Origin of the sequence: Pseudomonas sp. I8001 (assembly GCF_013385345.1) — a bacterium.
Classification (GTDB): Bacteria; Pseudomonadota; Gammaproteobacteria; order Pseudomonadales; family Pseudomonadaceae; genus Aquipseudomonas.
This window is the reverse complement of sequence record NZ_JACAQC010000014.1, coordinates 1-17520: the sequence shown is the minus strand read 5'-3', so window position 1 is coordinate 17520 and position 17520 is coordinate 1. Positions and strand designations below refer to the sequence as shown.

Sequence of the window (17520 nt, the reverse complement as noted above, 5' to 3'; positions counted from 1 at the left end):
AGCGGAACCATAAGCGGCCGTTACCGCAGCAACAGATATGTCCACCACACCCGCCACCACCGATCAATCACCCCTTGCGACCCCCCAATTTCTTTGCTAGCTTCTTACAAAATGTTAACGATAACATTTGCTCTAAAAATAAAAACAAAACAGAGATCCCCACCATGAAAATGCTTCCGAAAACCCTGTGTTTGTTGGCTCTGAGCATCAATCTTGGCACCGCTGGCCTGGCACTGGCCGACACCAAACCCGCCCCCATCCGCATCGGCGCGTCCTTCCAGGAAATCAACAACCCTTACTTCGTCACCATGAAAGACGCCCTGCAGGAAGCCGGGGCGACCATCGGTGCGCAGTTGATCATCACCGACGCCCGCCACGACGTGTCCAAACAGGTCAGCGACGTCGAAGACATGCTGCAAAAGGGCATCGACATCCTGCTGATCAACCCCACCGATTCCGTTGGTGTGCAATCAGCCGTCAAATCCGCCCACGCCGCCGGCGTAGTCGTGGTCGCCGTCGACGCCCAGGCCGAAGGCCCACTGGACTCCTTCGTCGGCTCGAAAAACTTCGACGCCGGCTTCCAGGCCTGCGAATACTTGGCCAAGAACATCGGGGACAAGGGCAATATCGCCATCCTCGACGGCATCGCCGTGGTACCGATCCTGGAGCGCGTGCGCGGTTGCAAGGAGGCCGTGGCCAAGCACCCGGACATCAAGATCGTGAGCATCCAGAACGGCAAGCAGGAACGTGACCAGGCGCTGACCGTCACCGAAAACATGCTGCAGGCCCAGCCCACCCTCAAGGGCATTTTCAGCGTCAATGACAACGGCTCCCTCGGCGCCCTCTCGGCCATCGAAGCCAGCGGCCTGGACGTCAAGCTGGTGAGCGTCGACGGCGCGCCGGAAGCGATCAAGGCCATCCAGAAACCCGGCAGCAAATTCATCGCCACCTCCGCGCAATACCCCCGTGACCAGATCCGCCTCGCCCTGGGCATCGCCCTGGCCAAGAAGTGGGGCTCGCAAGTGCCGGCCACGATCCCGGTGGACATCACCCTGATTGACCAGGCCAAGGCCAAGGATTTCAGTTGGTAAAACACCCAGGCCCCACGCCAGGCGTGGGGCACAGGTCATCCATCTGAATGCGAGGTCGGCGGTATGAGCAGTCTTCTGAAGCTGGAAAATATCTGTAAGCGCTACCCGGGGGTGCAAGCCCTCAAGGCGATCAACCTGGAAGTGCAGCGCGGCGAGATTCATGCCTTGCTCGGGGAAAACGGTGCAGGCAAATCGACCTTGATGAAGATCCTTGGCGGGGTCGAGCACCAGGACGAAGGGCAGATCCTGATCGACGGCGAGGCTCGGCAGTTCGCGACGTATCGTGATGCGATTGCCGCCGGCATCGGCATTGTGTTCCAGGAATTCAGCCTGATTCCCTACCTCACGGCGGTGGAAAATATCTTCCTCGGCCACGAGCTGAGCAACCGTTTTGGCCTGTTGCGCAAGCGCGAAATGGTCGAGGCCAGCGAGGCGTTGTTCAAGCGCCTCGGTGTCAGTATTGACCTGCAATGCGCGGTCAGGCACCTGAGCGTGGCCGAGCAGCAATTCGTCGAGATCGCCAAGGCGCTGGCCCTGGACGCGCGGCTGCTGGTGCTCGACGAACCCACCGCCACCCTCACGCCGAGCGAAGCCGAGCTGCTGTTCGAAATCATGCGTGAACTCAAGCGCCAGGGTGTGGCGGTGATTTTTATCTCCCACCACCTGGAGGAGATTTTCCAGGTCTGCGACCGCATCAGCGTGCTGCGCGACGGCGGCAATGTGGGCGTCACCGATGTGGCCGACAGCGATATCGACCGCCTGGTGGAAATGATGGTCGGGCGGCGCCTGGAGTGCAGTTTTCCGCCCAAGCCCACCGCCGCACGCGGGCCGCTGTTGCTGGAGGTCAAGGACATCCAGTTGGTGCGCAACGGCCCCCATAACCACTTTGAATTGCACAAGGGCGAGATTCTCGGCTTTGCCGGCCTGGTGGGTTCCGGGCGTACCGAATTGGCGCTGGGCATGATGGGCGCGCTGCCGTCGGTGAGCAAAGACGTGTGGCTGCGGGGTGAACAAATCACCCTCGACGACCCGGCCCAGGCCTTGGCCCATGGCATCGGCCTGCTGCCGGAAAGCCGCAAGACCGAAGGGCTGATCACCGATTTCAGCATTCGCGAAAACATCTCTCTCAACAACCTGCCCAAATACCAGAACGCCAGCGGCCTGATCGACAAGGACAAGGAATGCGCCAGCGTGGAAGCGCTGATGCGCCAGCTGTCGATCAAGGCCCCCAGCGGCGAGAGCCGGGTGTTCAACCTCAGCGGCGGCAACCAGCAGAAAGTCGTGATTGCCCGCTGGATCAACCATCACTGCGACGTGCTGGTGTTCGACGAACCCACCCGTGGCATCGACGTCGGTGCCAAGGCACAGATCTACGCACTGATGCGCAGCCTCACCGAACAGGGCTACGCAATCATCATGATTTCCTCGGAACTGCCGGAAGTCATCGGCATGTGCGACCGCGTCGCGGTGTTCCACAAGGGCGCCATCGTCAAGGTACTGGAAGCGTCTGCCGTCAATCCTCAAGAGGTCATGCGCCATGCAACAGGGGGCTCAAGTGAATACGTCCATTAATGCCGTGGGGCCTGGCCGGCTGCGCCTGAACCTGGCGCGGCTGATTCGCTCACCGGCGTTCTATCCCTTTGTCGGGCTGCTGGTGGTGACGTTGGTGATGATCTTCGCCAGCGATAACTTCCTGACGGCCAACAACCTGTCGAACATCGCGCGCCAGGTGTCGATCAACGCGATTATCGCGGTGGGCATGACCTGCGTGATTCTCACCGGCGGCATCGATTTGTCGGTGGGGCCGGTGATGGCGTTGTCCGGCACCTTGACCGCCGGCTTGATGGTCGCAGGCTTGCCGCCGGGCCTGGCAATTGGCGCCGGGATGCTGGTCGGCGTGGCGTTCGGCATCGGCAATGGCCTGTTCGTCGCCTACCTGCACATGCCGCCGATCATCGTCACCCTGGCGACCATGGGCATCGCCCGCGGGTTCGGCCTGATGTACACCGACGGCTATCCGATTTCCGGTTTGCCGGAGTGGTTCGGCTTCTTTGGCCGCGAAAGCCTGTTCGGCATTTCGGTGCCGATCCTGATCATGTTGGTGACGTACCTGGCGGCCTATGTGCTGCTGCAACACACCCGCATCGGCCGCTATATCTACGCGATCGGCGGCAACGAGGAAGCGGTACGCCTGTCCGGCGTGCGGGCGGCGCGCTTCAAGTTGCTGGTGTATGGCATCAGCGGTTTCACCGCTGCGATTGCCGGGCTGGTGCTGACCTCGCGCTTGATGAGCGGCCAGCCGAATGCCGGGGTGTCGTTCGAACTCGATGCGATTGCCGCGGTGGTCCTGGGCGGCGCCTCGATTGCCGGTGGGCGCGGGGTAATCGTCGGCACCTTGCTCGGCGCCATGCTGCTGGGGGTGTTGAACAACGGCTTGAACATGCTCGGGGTCTCGCCCTATGTCCAGAGCGTGATCAAGGGCGGGATCATTTTGCTGGCGATCTTTATCAGCCGTCAGCGCCACAAGTAAACCGGTTATCTCCACGCGGCCATGGTGGCCGCGATGGGTTCTCTCATGCTCAAGAAAGGTCCGCACATCATGGAAAAGCACAACCAAATGCAAGCCGTCGTCTGCCACGGCCCGAAAGACTACCGCCTGGAACGCATCAGCAAACCCCAGGCGCGGGTCAATGAACTGGTGATTCGCATCGCCGCCTGCGGCATCTGCGCCAGTGACTGCAAATGCCACTCGGGCGCCGCGATGTTCTGGGGCGGCGACAACCCGTGGGTCAAGGCCCCGGTGGTGCCGGGGCACGAGTTCTTTGGCTACGTGGTGGAAGCGGGCGAGGGCGCCGAGGAGCACTTTGAGGTGAAGGTCGGCGACAAGGTGATCGCCGAGCAGATCGTGCCATGTGGCAAGTGCCGCTTCTGCAAGTCCGGCAAGTACTGGATGTGCGAGGTGCACAACATCTTCGGCTTCCAGCGTGAAGTCGCCGAGGGTGGCATGGCCCAGTACATGCGTATTCCCAAGACTGCCATCGTGCACAAGATTCCGGAGTCGGTGTCCCTGGAAGATTCGGCGCTGATCGAGCCGATGTCCTGCGCGATTCACACCGTCAACCGCGGTGAGATCCAGCTGGATGACGTGCTGGTGATCGCCGGTGCCGGCACCCTGGGCCTGTGCATGGTGCAGGTGGCAGCGCTAAAAACGCCGAAGAAACTGGTGGTGATCGACATGGTCGACGAGCGCCTGGAACTGGCGAAGCAGTACGGTGCCGACGTAGTGATCAACCCGTCCCGGGATAACGCCCGGGAGATCATCAATAGCCTGACCGACAACTACGGCTGCGACGTGTACATCGAAACCACCGGCGTACCGGCGGGCGTTACCCAGGGCCTGGATCTGATTCGCAAGCTCGGGCGGTTTGTCGAGTTCAGCGTGTTTGGCGCCGAGACCAGCGCCGACTGGTCGATCATCGGCGACCGCAAGGAGCTGGACGTACGCGGTGCGCACCTGGGGCCGTATTGCTACCCGGTGGCCATCGACTTGTTCGAGCGTGGCCTGGTGACGTCCAAGGGCATCGTGACCCATGACTTCGGGCTGGACAGCTGGGCCGAAGCGTTTGAGCTGGCCAACTCGACCAAGTCGATCAAGGTGCTGCTGAAGCCGGTGCTCTGACATGAACTACGTAATGGGTGTGGACATCGGCACGCAAAGCACCAAGGCGCTGCTGGTGGATGCGGACGGCCTGATCATCGCCCAGCACAGCCAGGGGTATCGCGTGGATACCCCGAAAGTACGCTGGGCCGAGCAGTGGCCGCAGGTCTGGCTGGATGCGGTGGAGGCCTGCGTCGCCCAGTGCATGGCGAAGGCCGGCGTGGCGAAAGAGCAGGTCAAGGCGCTGTGCATCAGCAGCCTGTACGGCGGCTCCGGAATTGCTGTGGACGAGCAGATCACGCCGCTGCACCCATGCCTGATCTGGATGGACCGGCGCGCGGGCGAGCAGGTGGAGTGGGTGCGCGAGCATGTGGACCTGGAGCGGCTGTTCACGATCACCGGCAACTCGGTGGACAGCTACTACGGTTTCACCAAGATGCTCTGGCTCAAGCAGCACCAGCCGCAGGTGTGGGCCAACACCCGCTACCTGCTGCCGCCCAACAGCTACATCAACTGGTGCCTGACCGGTGAGTTGGCGGTGGACCACAGCAGCGCCGGCAATATCGGTGGCGTCTACGATGTGGCCCGGCGCGGCTGGTCGGCCGAGATGCTGGCGGCGCTTGGGATTCCGTTGGCGATGATGCCGGAGCGTTTGCTGTATTCCGGTGAAGTGGTCGGTGGTTTGCTGGAGGAATGGGCCCGGCGGTTGGGCTTGCAGGCCGGTACGCCGATCCTGGCCGGGGGCGTGGATGCGGCCATGGCCACATTGGCGGCCGGGGTGACGCGGCCGGGCAATCACGTGGCGATGATCGGCACCAGCATGTGCTGGGGTTATCTCAATCAGCAGGTGGATGCGCGCCATGGCCTGGTGAGCATGCCCCATGTCTATAACGGCCATCAGGACCTGTACATCTTCGGTGGTGCGATCACCGCCGGGGCGTCGGTGAGCTGGTTTCGCGAACAGTTCTGCCAGGCTGAGGAGCAGCAGGCGAAAGAGACTGGCCAGGACAGTTTGTGGCTGCTGGAGCAGAGCGCCGCAAAGATCCCGGCGGGCAGCGAAGGGCTGTTGTTCCTGCCGTATCTCATGGGCGAACGCAGCCCGGTGTGGGATGACCGGGCCAGCGGCAGCTTTGTCGGGCTGAACCTGTATCACAGCCGGATCCACCTGTACCGCGCGGTGCTCGAAGGGGTGAGTTTTGCCCTGCGGCACAATATCGAAGCGGGCACCCGTGGGGCGCATTCCCTTGATCCACGGCTGATTGTGGTGGGTGGGGCGAGCCATTCGGATTTGTGGATGCAGATTATTGCGGACATCACCCACTTCCCGGTCTACACCATTGTGCAAGAGGTGGAGGCGGCCTTGGGCGCGGCGTTGTTGGCGGCCCATGCGGTGGGGGTGGTGGATGACCGGCAGATGGAGAAAGGTTGGGTGCAGTTGGAGCTGCGGGCGGAGCCGGAGGCGGGGAATGTCGGGGTGTATGACCGGGCGTTTGCCAGCTATCTGGAGCTGTATCCGGCCTTGAAACCGGTGATGCACAGCTTGCAATTGAATTAAGCGAACACTGATCCAAATGTGGGAGCGGGCTTGCTCGCGAATACGGTGTATCAGTGCCGGATTTATTGCCTGACCCACCGCATTCGCGAGCAAGCCCGCTCCCACATGGGATCTCCATCGTTTTAGAGATCGTGAACCATGAACGCTATTTTTGACTTCACCAAGCAGCGCATCCTCGTCACCGGCGCCAGCAGCGGCATCGGCCGGGAAATTGCCCTCCAACTGATCGCCAGCGGCGCCCAGGTGTTTGCCCTGGGCCGCGACGCTCAGGCCCTGGCCCAGCTCGGTTGCGAAACCCTGTGCCTGGACATCGCCAACAGCGCCGCCCTGGACCTGGCCCTGCAAGGCCTGCCGCCGATGCATGGACTGGTCAACAGCGCCGGCATTTCCCGCCTGGAACCCGCCGCGGCCATCAGCGCCGAAGCCTTCGACCAGGTGATGAATGTCAACGCCCGCGCCGCGGCCCAGGTCGCCAGCCGTATCGCTGCGGCGATGATTGAAGCGAAGATTCCCGGCAGCATCGTCAACGTCTCAAGCCAGGCCTCACTGGTAGCCCTGGACGATCACCTCGGCTACTGCGCCTCCAAGGCCGCACTGGACGCCATCACCCGCGTGCAATGCGCCGAATGGGGCCGCTTCGGAATTCGCGTCAACAGCGTCAACCCCACCGTCACCCTCACGCCCATGGCACAGATGGCCTGGTCGGCGCCCGCCAAGCGCGACCCGGCATTGGCGGCGATTCCCCTGGGGCGATTTGCCGAAACGGCGGAAGTGGCCCTGCCGGTGTTGTTCCTGCTGAGCGATGCCGCCAGCATGATCAGCGGCGTCAGCCTGCCGATCGACGGCGGCTACACCAGCCGCTAGCCGTTCTCCAGCTTGCCGGCGATCACCACCTTGTCCCGCGGTTTGTGCGGGTCTTCGAGACGGTCCAGCAGCAGCCGCACCGCGCTGCTGCCGGCCAGTGACGCGTCGTGGGCCACGCAGGCAATCGGCACGCCGAAGATATCGGCAAAGGGCAGGCGGTCGATGCCGCAGATGGTCAGGCTGTCGTGGGGGATGTTGTGCATGCGCAGCGCACGCAGCGCGCCCAGGGTGATCAACTGGTTGAAGCCCATGATCGCGTCCGGCGCCGAGTGCTCGGCCAGATAGTCGAGGGTGTGCAGGTAGGAGGGCATCAGCGTGTAGTCGCCGGCACACACTTCAACGTGCACCTGAGGATGCTCGGCCAGCACTTCTTTCAGGCCCTTGAGGCGTTCCATGGTGATGCGCGAATGCTCGGGCCCGGTCAGCACCAGCAGGCGCTTGAGGTTCGGGGTTTGCCGCACCAGGTACTGCGCCGCCTCGATGCCGCTGTGATAGTTGTCCAGCACCACGCGGCTGAACGGGCTGTCGTGGATCGTGCGATCGAGCAGCACCACCGGCGTCTTGCCGTTACCCAGGCGCTCCAGATAGTCCGGCTGGTAGCTGGGCTCGTCGGAGACCGGCGACAGGATGATCCCCGCCACGCGGTAGCCCAGCAGTGTGTCGACTGCCTTGCTTTCCAGTTCTTCCAGTTCGTCGGTATCCACCAGCATGATGGTGTAGCCGTGCTTTTTCGCCTCGCGGGAAATCGCCTTGATCATCTCGCTGTAGAAGGGGTTGTCGACCGAAGCGGTGATCACGCCGATGATCAGGCTTTCACTGCGCTTGAGCCCGCGGGCAAAGGCGTTGGGCACATAGTCCAGCTCCCGCGCCACTTCGAGAATCCGCGCCAGGGTGGCGGGCTTGACCAGGTCGGGTTTGCTCAGCGCCCGGGACACCGTGATGGTGGTCATGTTGACCCGTTTGGCGATGTCGCTGATGGTGACGGACTTTTTCTTGTTCATCGGCAGGGGGGAACCAGGAGAAAACAACCTGAGGCTACCATGGGCACGGCTTCAAATCACCGGATCCCAGCGCTGCGACCAATCCTTTTCCGCCTCCACCACCGCCCGCAGCAAGGCCAGTGCCTGCTGCAAAACCGCCGAGTCGCGCTCGCGGGAATACACCAGGTACGTCGGGAAGCTGAACTCCGGCGCCTTGGGCACCCGTTCCATCACACCGCTGTCGAGGTAGCTCTGTACCACCCGCGTGCGGAAATACCCGGCACCGCCGTTTTCCAGGATGTACTGCAACGCCAGTGGCCCCAGATTGAAACTCAGGGCTGCGCGGGCCTTGTCCGGCAGTGCGGCGTCGTGCTGCTGGCGAAAGCCCTGGCCCCAGTCGATATACACGTAGGGCTCGGGCCGGGCGGCCAGTTGCACCAGGATCAGTTTTTCTTCCAGCACCTGCTCCACCTGCAACCCCGGCCAGTATTGCGGCTGGAACACCAGCGCGGCGTCCAGCACCCCCAGTTCCAGCTGGCGTAACAGGTACTCGCCTTCGCGAATCTCGGTGCGCAAAGCATGGCCGGGAATGTGTTCACGCAAGGCCTGGGCCCAGCCGAGCATCAGCGGGTTGCACAGGCTGACTTCGCCACCGATGTGCAGCACGTTGCGGTAGCCATCGGGTAATGGCAGGTCGCGGCGTGCGGCTTCCCAGGTCTGGACAAGCTGGTTGGCGTAGACCACGAACGCCTCGCCGTCCGGGGTCAGGCGGGCACCGGCGCGGTTGCGCACGAACAGGGTACTGTTGAGCTGGCTTTCGAGGTTTTTGACCCGGGCGGTGATTGCCGTCTGGGTGACGTGCAGTTTCTCGGCCGCCGCGGCGAGGCTGCCGCAGCGGGTGATTTCGAGGAAGGTGCGTGCCAGTTCGATGTCCATGAAACCCCCTTGGATGATAGGAGGCATTGTAGGGGCTGATGATTGGAATACGGACAAAAATGTGGGAGCGGGCTTGCTCGCGAAGGCGGTGTGTCAGTCAAGATATCCGGTGACTGACACACCGCCTTCGCGAGCAAGCCCGCTCCCACAGTTTGATTGCATTTCAAGTTGGGGTTTTGGGGGCTTGCAGGTGCTCGGTTGGAAAAGCCTTGGCATAAACCTGGCAAACCTTCAGCACCTGCTCATCCGCAAACCGCGCCCCCACCACATGCAGCCCCACCGGCAACCCATTGGCCGCCAACCCGCACGGCACCGACGCCGCCGGTTGCTGGGTCAGGTTGAAGGGATAGGTAAACGGCGTCCACTCCATCCATTCCCCTAGTCCCGAACCCGGCGGCACATTGTGCCCGGCCTCGAACGCGGTGATCGGCATCATCGGCGAAACCAGCACATCGTAATGCTCATGGAATGCCGCCATGCGCGCCACGAGCGCTGCCCGTGCTTCCAGAGCGGCGCTGTAATCGCTGAGGCTGATCTGCTCGCCCAGTCGGGCAATGCGCAGCAACCCCTCGTCCATCAATTGCCGCTGGGCATCGCTCAACGGCCCGGCCAGGCGTGCTGCACCGGCAAACCATAAAGTATTGAACACCTCCAGCGGATCACTGAACCCCGGATCAATCTGTTCAACCTGCGCGCCCAGCTGCACCAGACCTTCTACCGCCTGGGCGACCACCCTGGCCACTTGCGGGTCCACGTCGACATAACCGAAGTTCGGGCTATAGGCGATACGCAGCCCCTTCAAATCAGCCCCGGCGTGCAACCATGGCGTGGTCCGGGGCGCGCCGATCAAACCATCCCGCGCATCCGGCTGGGCGATGGTTTGCAGCATCAGCACTGAGTCTTCCACCGTGCGGGTCATCGGCCCCAGGTGCGACAGAATCGTCATCGAACTGGCCGGCCATTGCGGCACATAACCGAAGGTCGGCTTGAGGCCGAAGGTGCCGGTGAAGGCACAGGGAATCCGGATCGAGCCGCCGGCGTCGCTGCCCTGGTGCAGTACGCCGAGGTTCAAGGCTGCCGCCGCACCGGCACCACCGGACGAACCGCCCGCCGTCATGCGCGTGTCCCACGGGTTGCGGGTAATGCCATACAGCGGGTTATCGGTGACGCCTTTCCAGCCGAATTCCGGCGTGGTGGTCTTGCCCAGCAATACCGCGCCGGCCTTGCGCATGAAGGCCGAGAAGGGCGCATCCACATCCCATCGACCCTCGGCGGATGTGGTACGCGAACCCTTGCGCGTCGGCATGCCGATGGTCTGCGTCAGATCCTTGATGGACGCGGGCACACCGTCCAGGGCCCCGCACGGCTGGCCCTTGAGCCAGCGCTGTTCCGAATTCCGCGCCGCCTTCAAGGCGCCTTCCGGGTCGACGTGGCAGTAGGCGTTGACCGCCGGGTTGTAGCGTTCGATCCGCAGCAATGCGTCTTCGGTGACCTCCACCGGCGACAGGCTTTTATCCCGATAGCGGGCCAGCAGCTCAACTGCGGTCAGGTTGGCGATATCCGTCATGCCGCTTCACCTCCTTGCGCCGCGTTGACCATGGCCCGCAGCAACACCGCGCAGCCCGCCGCCAGGTCATCCGGCGCGGCGTTCTCGATTTCGTTATGGCTGATGCCGCCTTCGCACGGCACAAAGATCATTCCGGCCGGGCCCAGTTCGGCGACGAAGATCGCGTCATGCCCGGCGCCGCTGACGATGTCCATATGGCTCAGGCCCAGGCTGCTCGCGCCATCACGCACGGCGTTGACACAGGCAGGGTTGAAATCCAGCGGCGGGAAGTCGGCAGTGGGTGTCAGCTCAAAGCTCAAGCCGTGTTGCTCGGCGGTGGCTTCGATCACCTGGCGCACTTCGTCGACCATCGCTTGCAGCTTGTCGGCGTGCAGGTGGCGCAGGTCGATGGTCATGTGCACCTGGCCGGGAATCACGTTGCGCGAGCCGGGATGCAGGCTCAGGCAACCGACGGTGCCGCAGGCATGGGGTTGTTGTTCGTGGGCGATGCGATTCACCGCGCTGACCACTTGCGCCGCGCCTACCAGTGCGTCCTTGCGCAGGTGCATTGGCGTCGGGCCCGCGTGGGCTTCGACGCCAGTGAGCGTCAGGTCGAACCACTTCTGGCCCAGGCAGCCCATGACCACGCCGATGGTGGTGGCCTGGTCTTCCAGCACCGGACCCTGCTCGATATGCGCCTCGAAATAGGCGCCCACCGGATGGCCCAGCACGGCGCGGGAACCGGCATAGCCGATGCGCTGCAATTCAGCGCCCACCGACAGCCCTTGCTCGTCCTGTTTGTCGAGGGTTTCCTGCAGGTCGAACTTACCGGCGAACACCCCGGAACCCATCATGCACGGCGGGAATCGCGAGCCTTCTTCGTTGGTCCACACCACCACTTCAATTGGCGCTTCGGTCTCGATGTTCAAATCATTGAGGGTGCGGATCACTTCCAGGCCGGCCATCACGCCGTAGCAACCGTCGAACTTGCCGCCGCTAGGCTGGGTGTCGATATGGCTGCCGGTCATCACCGGCGCCAGTGCCGGATTACGCCCGGCACGGCGGGCAAAGATGTTGCCGATGGCGTCGACGCTGACGCTGCACCCGGCGGCTTCGCACCATTGCACGAACAGGTCGCGGGCCTGGCGGTCGAGGTCGGTAAGGGCCAGGCGGCACACGCCGCCCTTGGGTGTGGCGCCGAGGCGGGCAAGGTCCATCAGCGATTGCCACAGGCGCTCGCGGTTGATCAGCGGGGCGTTGCTCTGGAGCGGTTGCGCAAAACTATTCATCAGCAGTCTCCGGTCAGGCACTCAGGGCCAGGTAACGGTTTTTGATCGTCGGGTCGGCGCGGAAGGCTTCGGCACTGCCTTCGTACACCACGCGGCCCTGTTCGAGGACGTAATGGCGGTCGGCGAGCTTGTCGCAGACCATCAGGTTCTGTTCCACCAGCAGCACCGGCAGGCCGTCTTCCTTGACCTTGCGCAGGATCTTCACCAACTCGTCGACGATCACCGGCGCGAGGCCTTCGGTGGGCTCATCGAGGATCAGCAGCTTGGGATCGTTGAGCAGCGCGCGGGCGATGGCGAGCATCTGTTGCTCACCGCCGGATAGCGCGTGGCCGGCGTTTTTACGGCGCTCCCTGAGGCGCGGGAACATGCCGTACACGTCTTCCATCTGCCAGCGGCTGGTCTTGCGCACGGCAATGCGCAGGTTTTCCTCCACCGTGAGCAGGCGGAAAATCCCGCGGTTCTCCGGCACCAGCGCCAGACCCTGGCGGGCGATTTCGAAGATTTTCTGCCCCACCAGCGGCTGGCCGTTGAAGTGAATCTGGCCCTGGCGCGGGCAGATAATCCCGAGGATGCTACGCAGGGTGGTGGTCTTGCCGGCACCGTTGCGCCCCAGCAGGGTCACCAGTTCGCCAGGGTTGACGGTCAGGGACACGCCTTCAAGGACGTGGCTCTTGTCGTAGTAGGAATGGATATTGTCGACGGTCAGCATCAGGCGGCTTCTCCCAAATAGGCGGTGCGCACGCGCTCGTCGGCGCGCACGAATTCCGGTGTGCCTTCCACCAGGATCTGGCCGTGGCTCATCACGGTGATACGTTGGCTGATGGACATGACGATGCTCATGTTGTGCTCGATCAACAGCACGGTATGGTCGCGGCCGAGGTCGCTGATCAGTTGGGTCATGATCGGGATGTCGTCGATGCCCATGCCCGAGGTGGGTTCGTCGAGCATCAGCAGCTTGGGTCTGGAGCAGATCGACATGCCGACTTCCAATACCCGCTGCTGGCCGTGGGACAACTCGCCGGCCAGGGTGTCGGCGCGGGCGGTGAGTTGCAGGCGTTCCAGCACCTGGTCGGCCATTTCCAGGTGTTCGCGCTTGCTGTCGACCCGGCGCCAGAAGTTCAGGGCGCGGGCTCCGTCGCGGCCCTGGGCGGCCAGGCGCAGGTTTTCGCGCACGCTGAGGTTCTGGAACAGGCTGGTGAGCTGGAACGAGCGGGCCATGCCCAGGCCGACGCGGCCGTGGGCCGGTTTGCGCATCAGGTTCTTGCCGTCGAAATGAATTGCTCCGGCGGTGGCCTGGCGCTCGCCGGTCAGGCAGTGGAACAGGCTGGTCTTGCCGGCGCCATTGGGGCCGATGATGGTGTGGATGGTGCCGGCTTCGACCTTGAGGTTGACGCCGTTCACCGCGTGGAATGCGCCGTAGGCCAGTTCCAGATTCTTGGTTTCCAACAGGATGCTCATGACAGCTTCTCCTTGCTCACAACGTCGGCCTTGCGGCTGCCGCGCACACGGTCGAACAGGGTCGACAGACCGCCCCACAAACCGCCGCGCATGAAGATCACCACCAGGATCAGGATCACCCCCAGCAGCATCAGCCAGCGCGGCCACAGATCGGAAAGGAAGTCCCCCAGCAGCACGATGGAACCGGCGCCCAGCAACGAGCCGAACAGCGAGCCGGTGCCGCCGACGATGGTCATGATCAGGATGTTTTCGGACATCGCCAGGTCGATGTTCGACAGCGGCACAAAGTGCAGCAGCATCGCGTACAGCGCCCCGGCAATCCCGGTGACGGCGCCGGACAACACGAACACCAGGATCTTGAAGTGGCGGGTGTCATAGCCGATGGCCGAAGCGCGGGTTTCGTTTTCGCGAATCGCCATCAGCGTGCTGCCGAATGGAGAGGCGATCACCCGGCGGGCACCGATGAAGATCAGCAGGAACAGCACCGCGACAAACCCGTAGAACGCGCGGGCGTCGGTCAGCGACAGCAGCACGGTGTCACCGATGCGGATTTCCGGGCGCGGCACGCTGAGCAGGCCGTTGTCGCCGCCGGTCCAGTCGCTCAGGGTGTAGGCGACGAAGTAGGCCATCTGGCTGAAGGCCAGGGTCAGCATTACGAAGTAAATGCCGGTGCGGCGGATCGCCAGGGCACCCACCAGGAAAGCCAGGAAACCACCGGCGACGGCGGCACCCAGCAGTGCGCTGAACAGCCCCAGTTGCAGGTGAATCATCAACAGCGCCGCGCAGTAGGCGCCGGCCCCGAAGAAGATGCCTTGGCCGAACGACAGCAGCCCGGTGTAACCCAGCAGCAGGTTGCAGGCGAGGGCGGCCATGGCAAATATCAGAATCTCGGTGGCCAGGGTCGCCGAGGGCAGAATCAAAGGCAGGCCGATCAATACCACGAGCACCAACAGCAGCATGTAGCGCGACTGGGTCTTGGCGAACGGCAGGGGATTTTTCTCGCTCATGTCAGGCTCTCCCGAACAGGCCGTAAGGACGCACCAGGATCACCACGGCCATCGCACCGTAGATCATCAGGCTCGCGCCCTGGGGCCAGAGTGTGGTCATCAGGCTTTGCACCACGCCGACCAGCAGGCCGCCCACCAGTGCACCGCTGAAGGAACCCATGCCGCCGATCACCACCACCACGAACGCCACGCCGAGGATTTCCGGGCCGACGAAGGGCTGGGCGCCGCGCAACGGGGCGAACAGCACACCGGCGACGCCGGCGAGGGCCACGCCGAGGGCGAAGGTCATGGAGAACAGGCGGAAAATGTTGGTGCCCAGCAGGGACACGGTTTCCGTGCTTTCACTGCCGGCCCGCACCAGGGCGCCGAAGCGCGTGCGTTCCAGCAACAGCCACAGGCCCAGGCCGACGAGGCCGGAGAACACGATCAGGAACAGGCGGTAGTAGGGGTAGACAAAATCGCCCACCACCAGCACCCCGCGCAGCAATTCCGGTACGGCGACGCTCTTGCCCACCGGGCCCCAGATCATCACGCTGACTTCCTGGATGATCAGGGCAATCCCCAGGGTCACCAGAATCTGGAACATGTGCGGCAAGTGATAAATCCGCTGGATCAATAATCGCTCGATCACCCAGGCCAGCGCGGCCACCACCAGCGGCGCGATCAGCAGTGCCAGCCAGAAGCTGCCGGTGAGGCTGACGGCGGTGTAGCAGATGTAGGCGCCCAGCAAAAAGAACGCACCGTGGGCGAAGTTGACGAAGTTCAGCAGGCCGAAAATGATCGTCAAGCCGACCGCGATCAGGAAGTAGATCATCCCAAGGCCCAGGCCGTTGAGAATCTGGAACAGGTAAAGATTAAGCATGCAGGAACCCTCGGCAGGTGGCCGCATGAGCGGCCCTGCGCTGTGTCACCAGTAGATTTTCAGCGGATCAGCCGAGCACGCAGCCCGTGGCTTCCACCGGCGGGAACGACTGGCCGGAGCTGAGCACCTTGGCCAGATCGTCCTTGTCGGCCATGTCGCCTGCGGCCTTGCCCACCAGCAGGTAGTAGTCCTTGATCACCTGATGGTCGCCGGCGCGGATCGACTCCTTGCCGGTGGGGCCTTCGTAGCTCAGGCCCTGCATGGCCTTGGCCACGGTCGGCCCGTCGAAACTGCCGGTGGAGATGATGGTTTCGAGCATGACCTTGGTGCTGATGTAGTCGGCGGCCAGCGGGTAGGTGGGGTTGATGCCGTATTTGGCCTTGGTGAGTTTCACCAGGTCACGGTTGAGCGGGGTGTCGACCTGATGCCAGTACTGAGCGCCGAGGTACACACCTTCCAGTACGTCACTGCCCAGCTCCTGGAACTGGTCGAGGCCGGCGGACCACACCAGCAACACTTTCATGCGCTCCTTGATACCGAAGTTCACCGCCTGGCGCAGGGTGTTGGACGACTGGCTGCCGAAGTTCAGCAGCACCAGCACGTCGGGTTTGGCGGCGATGGCATTGGTCAGGTAGCCGGAGAACTCCTGCTCCTGCAGCGAGTGGTAGCTGTTGCCGGCGTGTTCCAGGCCATGCTCGGCCAGCACCGATTTGGCGCCTTCGAGCAGGGCTTCGCCGAACACGTATTGCGGGGTGATGGTGTACCAGCGCTTGGCGTCGGGCAGCAGCTTGATCAACGGCACGAGGGTCTCGCGGATCGCGCCGTAGGTCGGCACCGACCAGCGGAACGTGGCGCTGTTGCAGTCCTTGCCGGTGACTTCATCGGCGCCCACCGGGGTCATGAACACGCCACCGGCCTTGCTCACTTCCTTGGCCACCGCGAGTGCCGAAGACGACAGGGTACAGCCCTGGAAAAAGCGTGCGCCGTCCTGCTGGATCGCTTCCTGGACTTTACGCACGGCCTTGCCGGCGTTGCCTTCGGTGTCGATCACTTTGTAGACCAGCGGGCGGCCGAGCAACTCGGGATACTGTTCCACCGCGAGGCGTGAACCCATGTCGGCAAATTTGCCATAACTGGCAAAGGCGCCAGACATGGACTTGAGGCCGTAAAAGGTAAAAGGCTCGGCGGCGAATGCAGAGCGCACGCTCAGCGGGAGGCTGAGGGCGGCGGCTGCGGTGAGACTGGCTTTCAACAACGTACGACGCTGCATGGGGTGACTCCCTGGATTAGTTATTGGCAGGAGTGGCAATGGCGATACGGTGGAGCACGGCCTGTGGGCAGGCCTTTTATTGGTGGAGGGTGCGGCTTAGTGGTTGTGGTCGAACTCCAGCAGAAAGTGCGGGCTGACTTCACCTTCAAGGGCGGTCATGTGGTGTTCGGCGTCGCACATGTGTTCGTGCATAAGGCTGCGTACGGTGGCTTCGTCTTCGGCCCGGAAGGCGATCAGCAGTTGTTTGTGGTAGTCGAGGTTGGCGGCGTCGAATTGCTTGCGCTTGGGTTTGTAGGCTTTTTTCAGCACGACCAGGTCACGCAGCAGGTCGTTGAGGAATTGCGCCATGAAGCTCAGCAGCGGGTTGGGGCAGGCCTTGGCCAGCAGGTTGTGGAATTCCAGTTCGGCGATGCGTTGTTCGCGTTGGCCGGCTTCGCTGTCTTCGGGGGCGCTGCAGAAATCGACGTTGTCCTGGAGGGCGCGGTAGTCGTCTTCGCTCAGGCGGCCCAGGACCGAGACGGCGAGTTCGACTTCGATGACTTTGCGCAGCTGGTAGACCTGCTCGCCGTCCAGGTGCTGGAAGTGCAGATAGTTGCGCAGGGCGCGGCTGGCGGGTTCGGTGCCGGCCTGGTTGAGATAGGCGCCGCCGCTGGGGCCGGTGCGGGTGTTGACCAGGCCTTCGACTTCCAGCGCCTTGAGGGCTTCGCGGGCGGAGCCTTTGGAGCACTGGAAGCTTTCCATCAGTTCGCGTTCGGTGGGCAAGCGGTCGCCGGGCTTCAGGGCGTCGGTGACGATGGAGCGTTTGACCGACTCGACGATCACGTCGGAGAGCTTCTGGCGTTTGCGGCGCAGCGGGCGGCTTAGCATGGTGTTTGATTGATCCTATTAATGCGGATTAATAGTACTTAATAGGGGTTTGGGGTGGGGCGTCAACGGAGGGGGTCGCTTTTGGTTTGGATGGGTCGTAAATGGTGGGGGTGTGCATATCCGTTTCTTCGGTTATG

At 63.0% G+C, this 17520-nt stretch carries 16 protein-coding genes; 6 read left to right on the top strand and 10 right to left on the bottom strand.

Annotation, left to right across the window (positions count from 1 at the left end; all coding sequences use genetic code 11):
• Positions 1–164: 164 nt before the first annotated feature.
• The 6 genes from HX839_RS13605 to HX839_RS13580 all read left to right on the top strand — a co-directional run bounded on the left by HX839_RS13605 (position 165) and on the right by HX839_RS13580 (position 7168).
• Positions 165–1091 carry a substrate-binding domain-containing protein gene (locus HX839_RS13605; protein WP_003215780.1) on the top strand — a complete coding sequence of 309 codons (927 nt, stop codon included), beginning with the start codon at positions 165–167 and terminating at the stop codon, positions 1089–1091.
• A 63-nt stretch (positions 1092–1154) separates the two neighbouring features.
• On the top strand, positions 1155–2663 hold the full coding sequence (locus tag HX839_RS13600; RefSeq protein WP_008430598.1) for a sugar ABC transporter ATP-binding protein: 1509 nt from the start codon (positions 1155–1157) through the stop codon (positions 2661–2663).
• Positions 2629–3621, top strand: coding sequence for an ABC transporter permease (locus HX839_RS13595; RefSeq protein WP_177021686.1), 993 nt, complete (start codon positions 2629–2631; stop codon positions 3619–3621). Before HX839_RS13600 ends, HX839_RS13595 begins: the two co-directional genes overlap by 35 nt.
• 69 nt (positions 3622–3690) lie before the next feature.
• Positions 3691–4770: an alcohol dehydrogenase catalytic domain-containing protein gene (locus HX839_RS13590; RefSeq protein WP_032898587.1), complete on the top strand. Its 1080-nt coding sequence runs from the start codon at positions 3691–3693 to the stop codon at positions 4768–4770.
• A gap of 1 nt (position 4771) precedes the next feature.
• A complete protein-coding gene (locus tag HX839_RS13585) occupies positions 4772–6304 on the top strand; it encodes an FGGY-family carbohydrate kinase (protein ID WP_177029264.1) in 1533 nt (510 codons plus the stop codon).
• Positions 6305–6442: 138 nt separating this feature from the next.
• Complete coding sequence (locus tag HX839_RS13580) at positions 6443–7168, top strand: SDR family oxidoreductase (RefSeq protein WP_177067171.1); 726 nt, start codon at positions 6443–6445, stop codon at positions 7166–7168.
• On the opposite strand, the gene HX839_RS13575 is transcribed toward HX839_RS13580, so the two are convergent.
• The 10 genes from HX839_RS13575 to HX839_RS13530 form a co-directional block, all read right to left on the bottom strand.
• The gene (locus HX839_RS13575) at positions 7165–8169 is read right to left on the bottom strand and encodes a LacI family DNA-binding transcriptional regulator (protein ID WP_003215765.1); all 1005 of its coding nucleotides are present in this window, start codon (positions 8167–8169) and stop codon (positions 7165–7167) included. The two genes, HX839_RS13580 and HX839_RS13575, sit on opposite strands and share 4 nt — an antisense overlap.
• Before the next feature lie 51 nt (positions 8170–8220).
• Complete coding sequence (locus HX839_RS13570; protein ID WP_003215763.1) at positions 8221–9084, bottom strand: LysR family transcriptional regulator; 864 nt, start codon at positions 9082–9084, stop codon at positions 8221–8223.
• A 163-nt stretch (positions 9085–9247) separates the two neighbouring features.
• Positions 9248–10651 (bottom strand): amidase, encoded by a 1404-nt coding sequence (locus HX839_RS13565; RefSeq protein WP_177067170.1) that lies wholly within the window; start codon positions 10649–10651, stop codon positions 9248–9250.
• Positions 10648–11919 carry a Zn-dependent hydrolase gene (locus tag HX839_RS13560; protein ID WP_177067169.1) on the bottom strand — a complete coding sequence of 424 codons (1272 nt, stop codon included), beginning with the start codon at positions 11917–11919 and terminating at the stop codon, positions 10648–10650. Before HX839_RS13560 ends, HX839_RS13565 begins: the two co-directional genes overlap by 4 nt.
• 13 nt (positions 11920–11932) lie before the next feature.
• Complete coding sequence (locus HX839_RS13555; RefSeq protein ID WP_003215757.1) at positions 11933–12628, bottom strand: ABC transporter ATP-binding protein; 696 nt, start codon at positions 12626–12628, stop codon at positions 11933–11935.
• Positions 12628–13377, bottom strand: coding sequence for an ABC transporter ATP-binding protein (locus HX839_RS13550; RefSeq protein ID WP_003215756.1), 750 nt, complete (start codon positions 13375–13377; stop codon positions 12628–12630). The genes HX839_RS13555 and HX839_RS13550 overlap by 1 nt, the downstream gene beginning before the upstream one ends.
• Positions 13374–14384, bottom strand: a complete 1011-nt coding sequence (locus HX839_RS13545) for a branched-chain amino acid ABC transporter permease (RefSeq protein ID WP_177067168.1) — start codon at positions 14382–14384, stop codon at positions 13374–13376. The genes HX839_RS13550 and HX839_RS13545 overlap by 4 nt, the downstream gene beginning before the upstream one ends.
• 1 nt (position 14385) lies before the next feature.
• Positions 14386–15246: a branched-chain amino acid ABC transporter permease gene (locus HX839_RS13540; protein WP_177067167.1), complete on the bottom strand. Its 861-nt coding sequence runs from the start codon at positions 15244–15246 to the stop codon at positions 14386–14388.
• Between the two features lie 67 nt (positions 15247–15313).
• Entirely contained in the window at positions 15314–16516 is a 1203-nt protein-coding gene (locus tag HX839_RS13535; protein ID WP_177010116.1) for an ABC transporter substrate-binding protein, read from the bottom strand.
• Between the two features lie 96 nt (positions 16517–16612).
• The gene (locus HX839_RS13530; protein WP_003215747.1) at positions 16613–17383 is read right to left on the bottom strand and encodes a FadR/GntR family transcriptional regulator; all 771 of its coding nucleotides are present in this window, start codon (positions 17381–17383) and stop codon (positions 16613–16615) included.
• Positions 17384–17520: the final 137 nt, after the last annotated feature.

Excerpts from the sequence above, each read along its gene's own strand:
- HX839_RS13605 (WP_003215780.1), top strand. The coding sequence starts at position 165 with ATGAAAATGCTTCCGAAAACCCTGTGTTTGTTGGCTCTGAGCATCAAT.
- HX839_RS13600 (WP_008430598.1), top strand. The coding sequence starts at position 1,155 with ATGAGCAGTCTTCTGAAGCTGGAAAATATCTGTAAGCGCTACCCGGGG.
- HX839_RS13595 (WP_177021686.1), top strand. The coding sequence starts at position 2,629 with ATGCAACAGGGGGCTCAAGTGAATACGTCCATTAATGCCGTGGGGCCT.
- HX839_RS13590 (WP_032898587.1), top strand. The coding sequence starts at position 3,691 with ATGGAAAAGCACAACCAAATGCAAGCCGTCGTCTGCCACGGCCCGAAA.
- HX839_RS13585 (WP_177029264.1), top strand. The coding sequence starts at position 4,772 with ATGAACTACGTAATGGGTGTGGACATCGGCACGCAAAGCACCAAGGCG.
- HX839_RS13580 (WP_177067171.1), top strand. The coding sequence starts at position 6,443 with ATGAACGCTATTTTTGACTTCACCAAGCAGCGCATCCTCGTCACCGGC.
- HX839_RS13575 (WP_003215765.1), bottom strand. The coding sequence starts at position 8,169 with ATGAACAAGAAAAAGTCCGTCACCATCAGCGACATCGCCAAACGGGTC.
- HX839_RS13570 (WP_003215763.1), bottom strand. The coding sequence starts at position 9,084 with ATGGACATCGAACTGGCACGCACCTTCCTCGAAATCACCCGCTGCGGC.
- HX839_RS13565 (WP_177067170.1), bottom strand. The coding sequence starts at position 10,651 with ATGACGGATATCGCCAACCTGACCGCAGTTGAGCTGCTGGCCCGCTAT.
- HX839_RS13560 (WP_177067169.1), bottom strand. The coding sequence starts at position 11,919 with ATGAATAGTTTTGCGCAACCGCTCCAGAGCAACGCCCCGCTGATCAAC.
- HX839_RS13555 (WP_003215757.1), bottom strand. The coding sequence starts at position 12,628 with ATGCTGACCGTCGACAATATCCATTCCTACTACGACAAGAGCCACGTC.
- HX839_RS13550 (WP_003215756.1), bottom strand. The coding sequence starts at position 13,377 with ATGAGCATCCTGTTGGAAACCAAGAATCTGGAACTGGCCTACGGCGCA.
- HX839_RS13545 (WP_177067168.1), bottom strand. The coding sequence starts at position 14,384 with ATGAGCGAGAAAAATCCCCTGCCGTTCGCCAAGACCCAGTCGCGCTAC.
- HX839_RS13540 (WP_177067167.1), bottom strand. The coding sequence starts at position 15,246 with ATGCTTAATCTTTACCTGTTCCAGATTCTCAACGGCCTGGGCCTTGGG.
- HX839_RS13535 (WP_177010116.1), bottom strand. The coding sequence starts at position 16,516 with ATGCAGCGTCGTACGTTGTTGAAAGCCAGTCTCACCGCAGCCGCCGCC.
- HX839_RS13530 (WP_003215747.1), bottom strand. The coding sequence starts at position 17,383 with ATGCTAAGCCGCCCGCTGCGCCGCAAACGCCAGAAGCTCTCCGACGTG.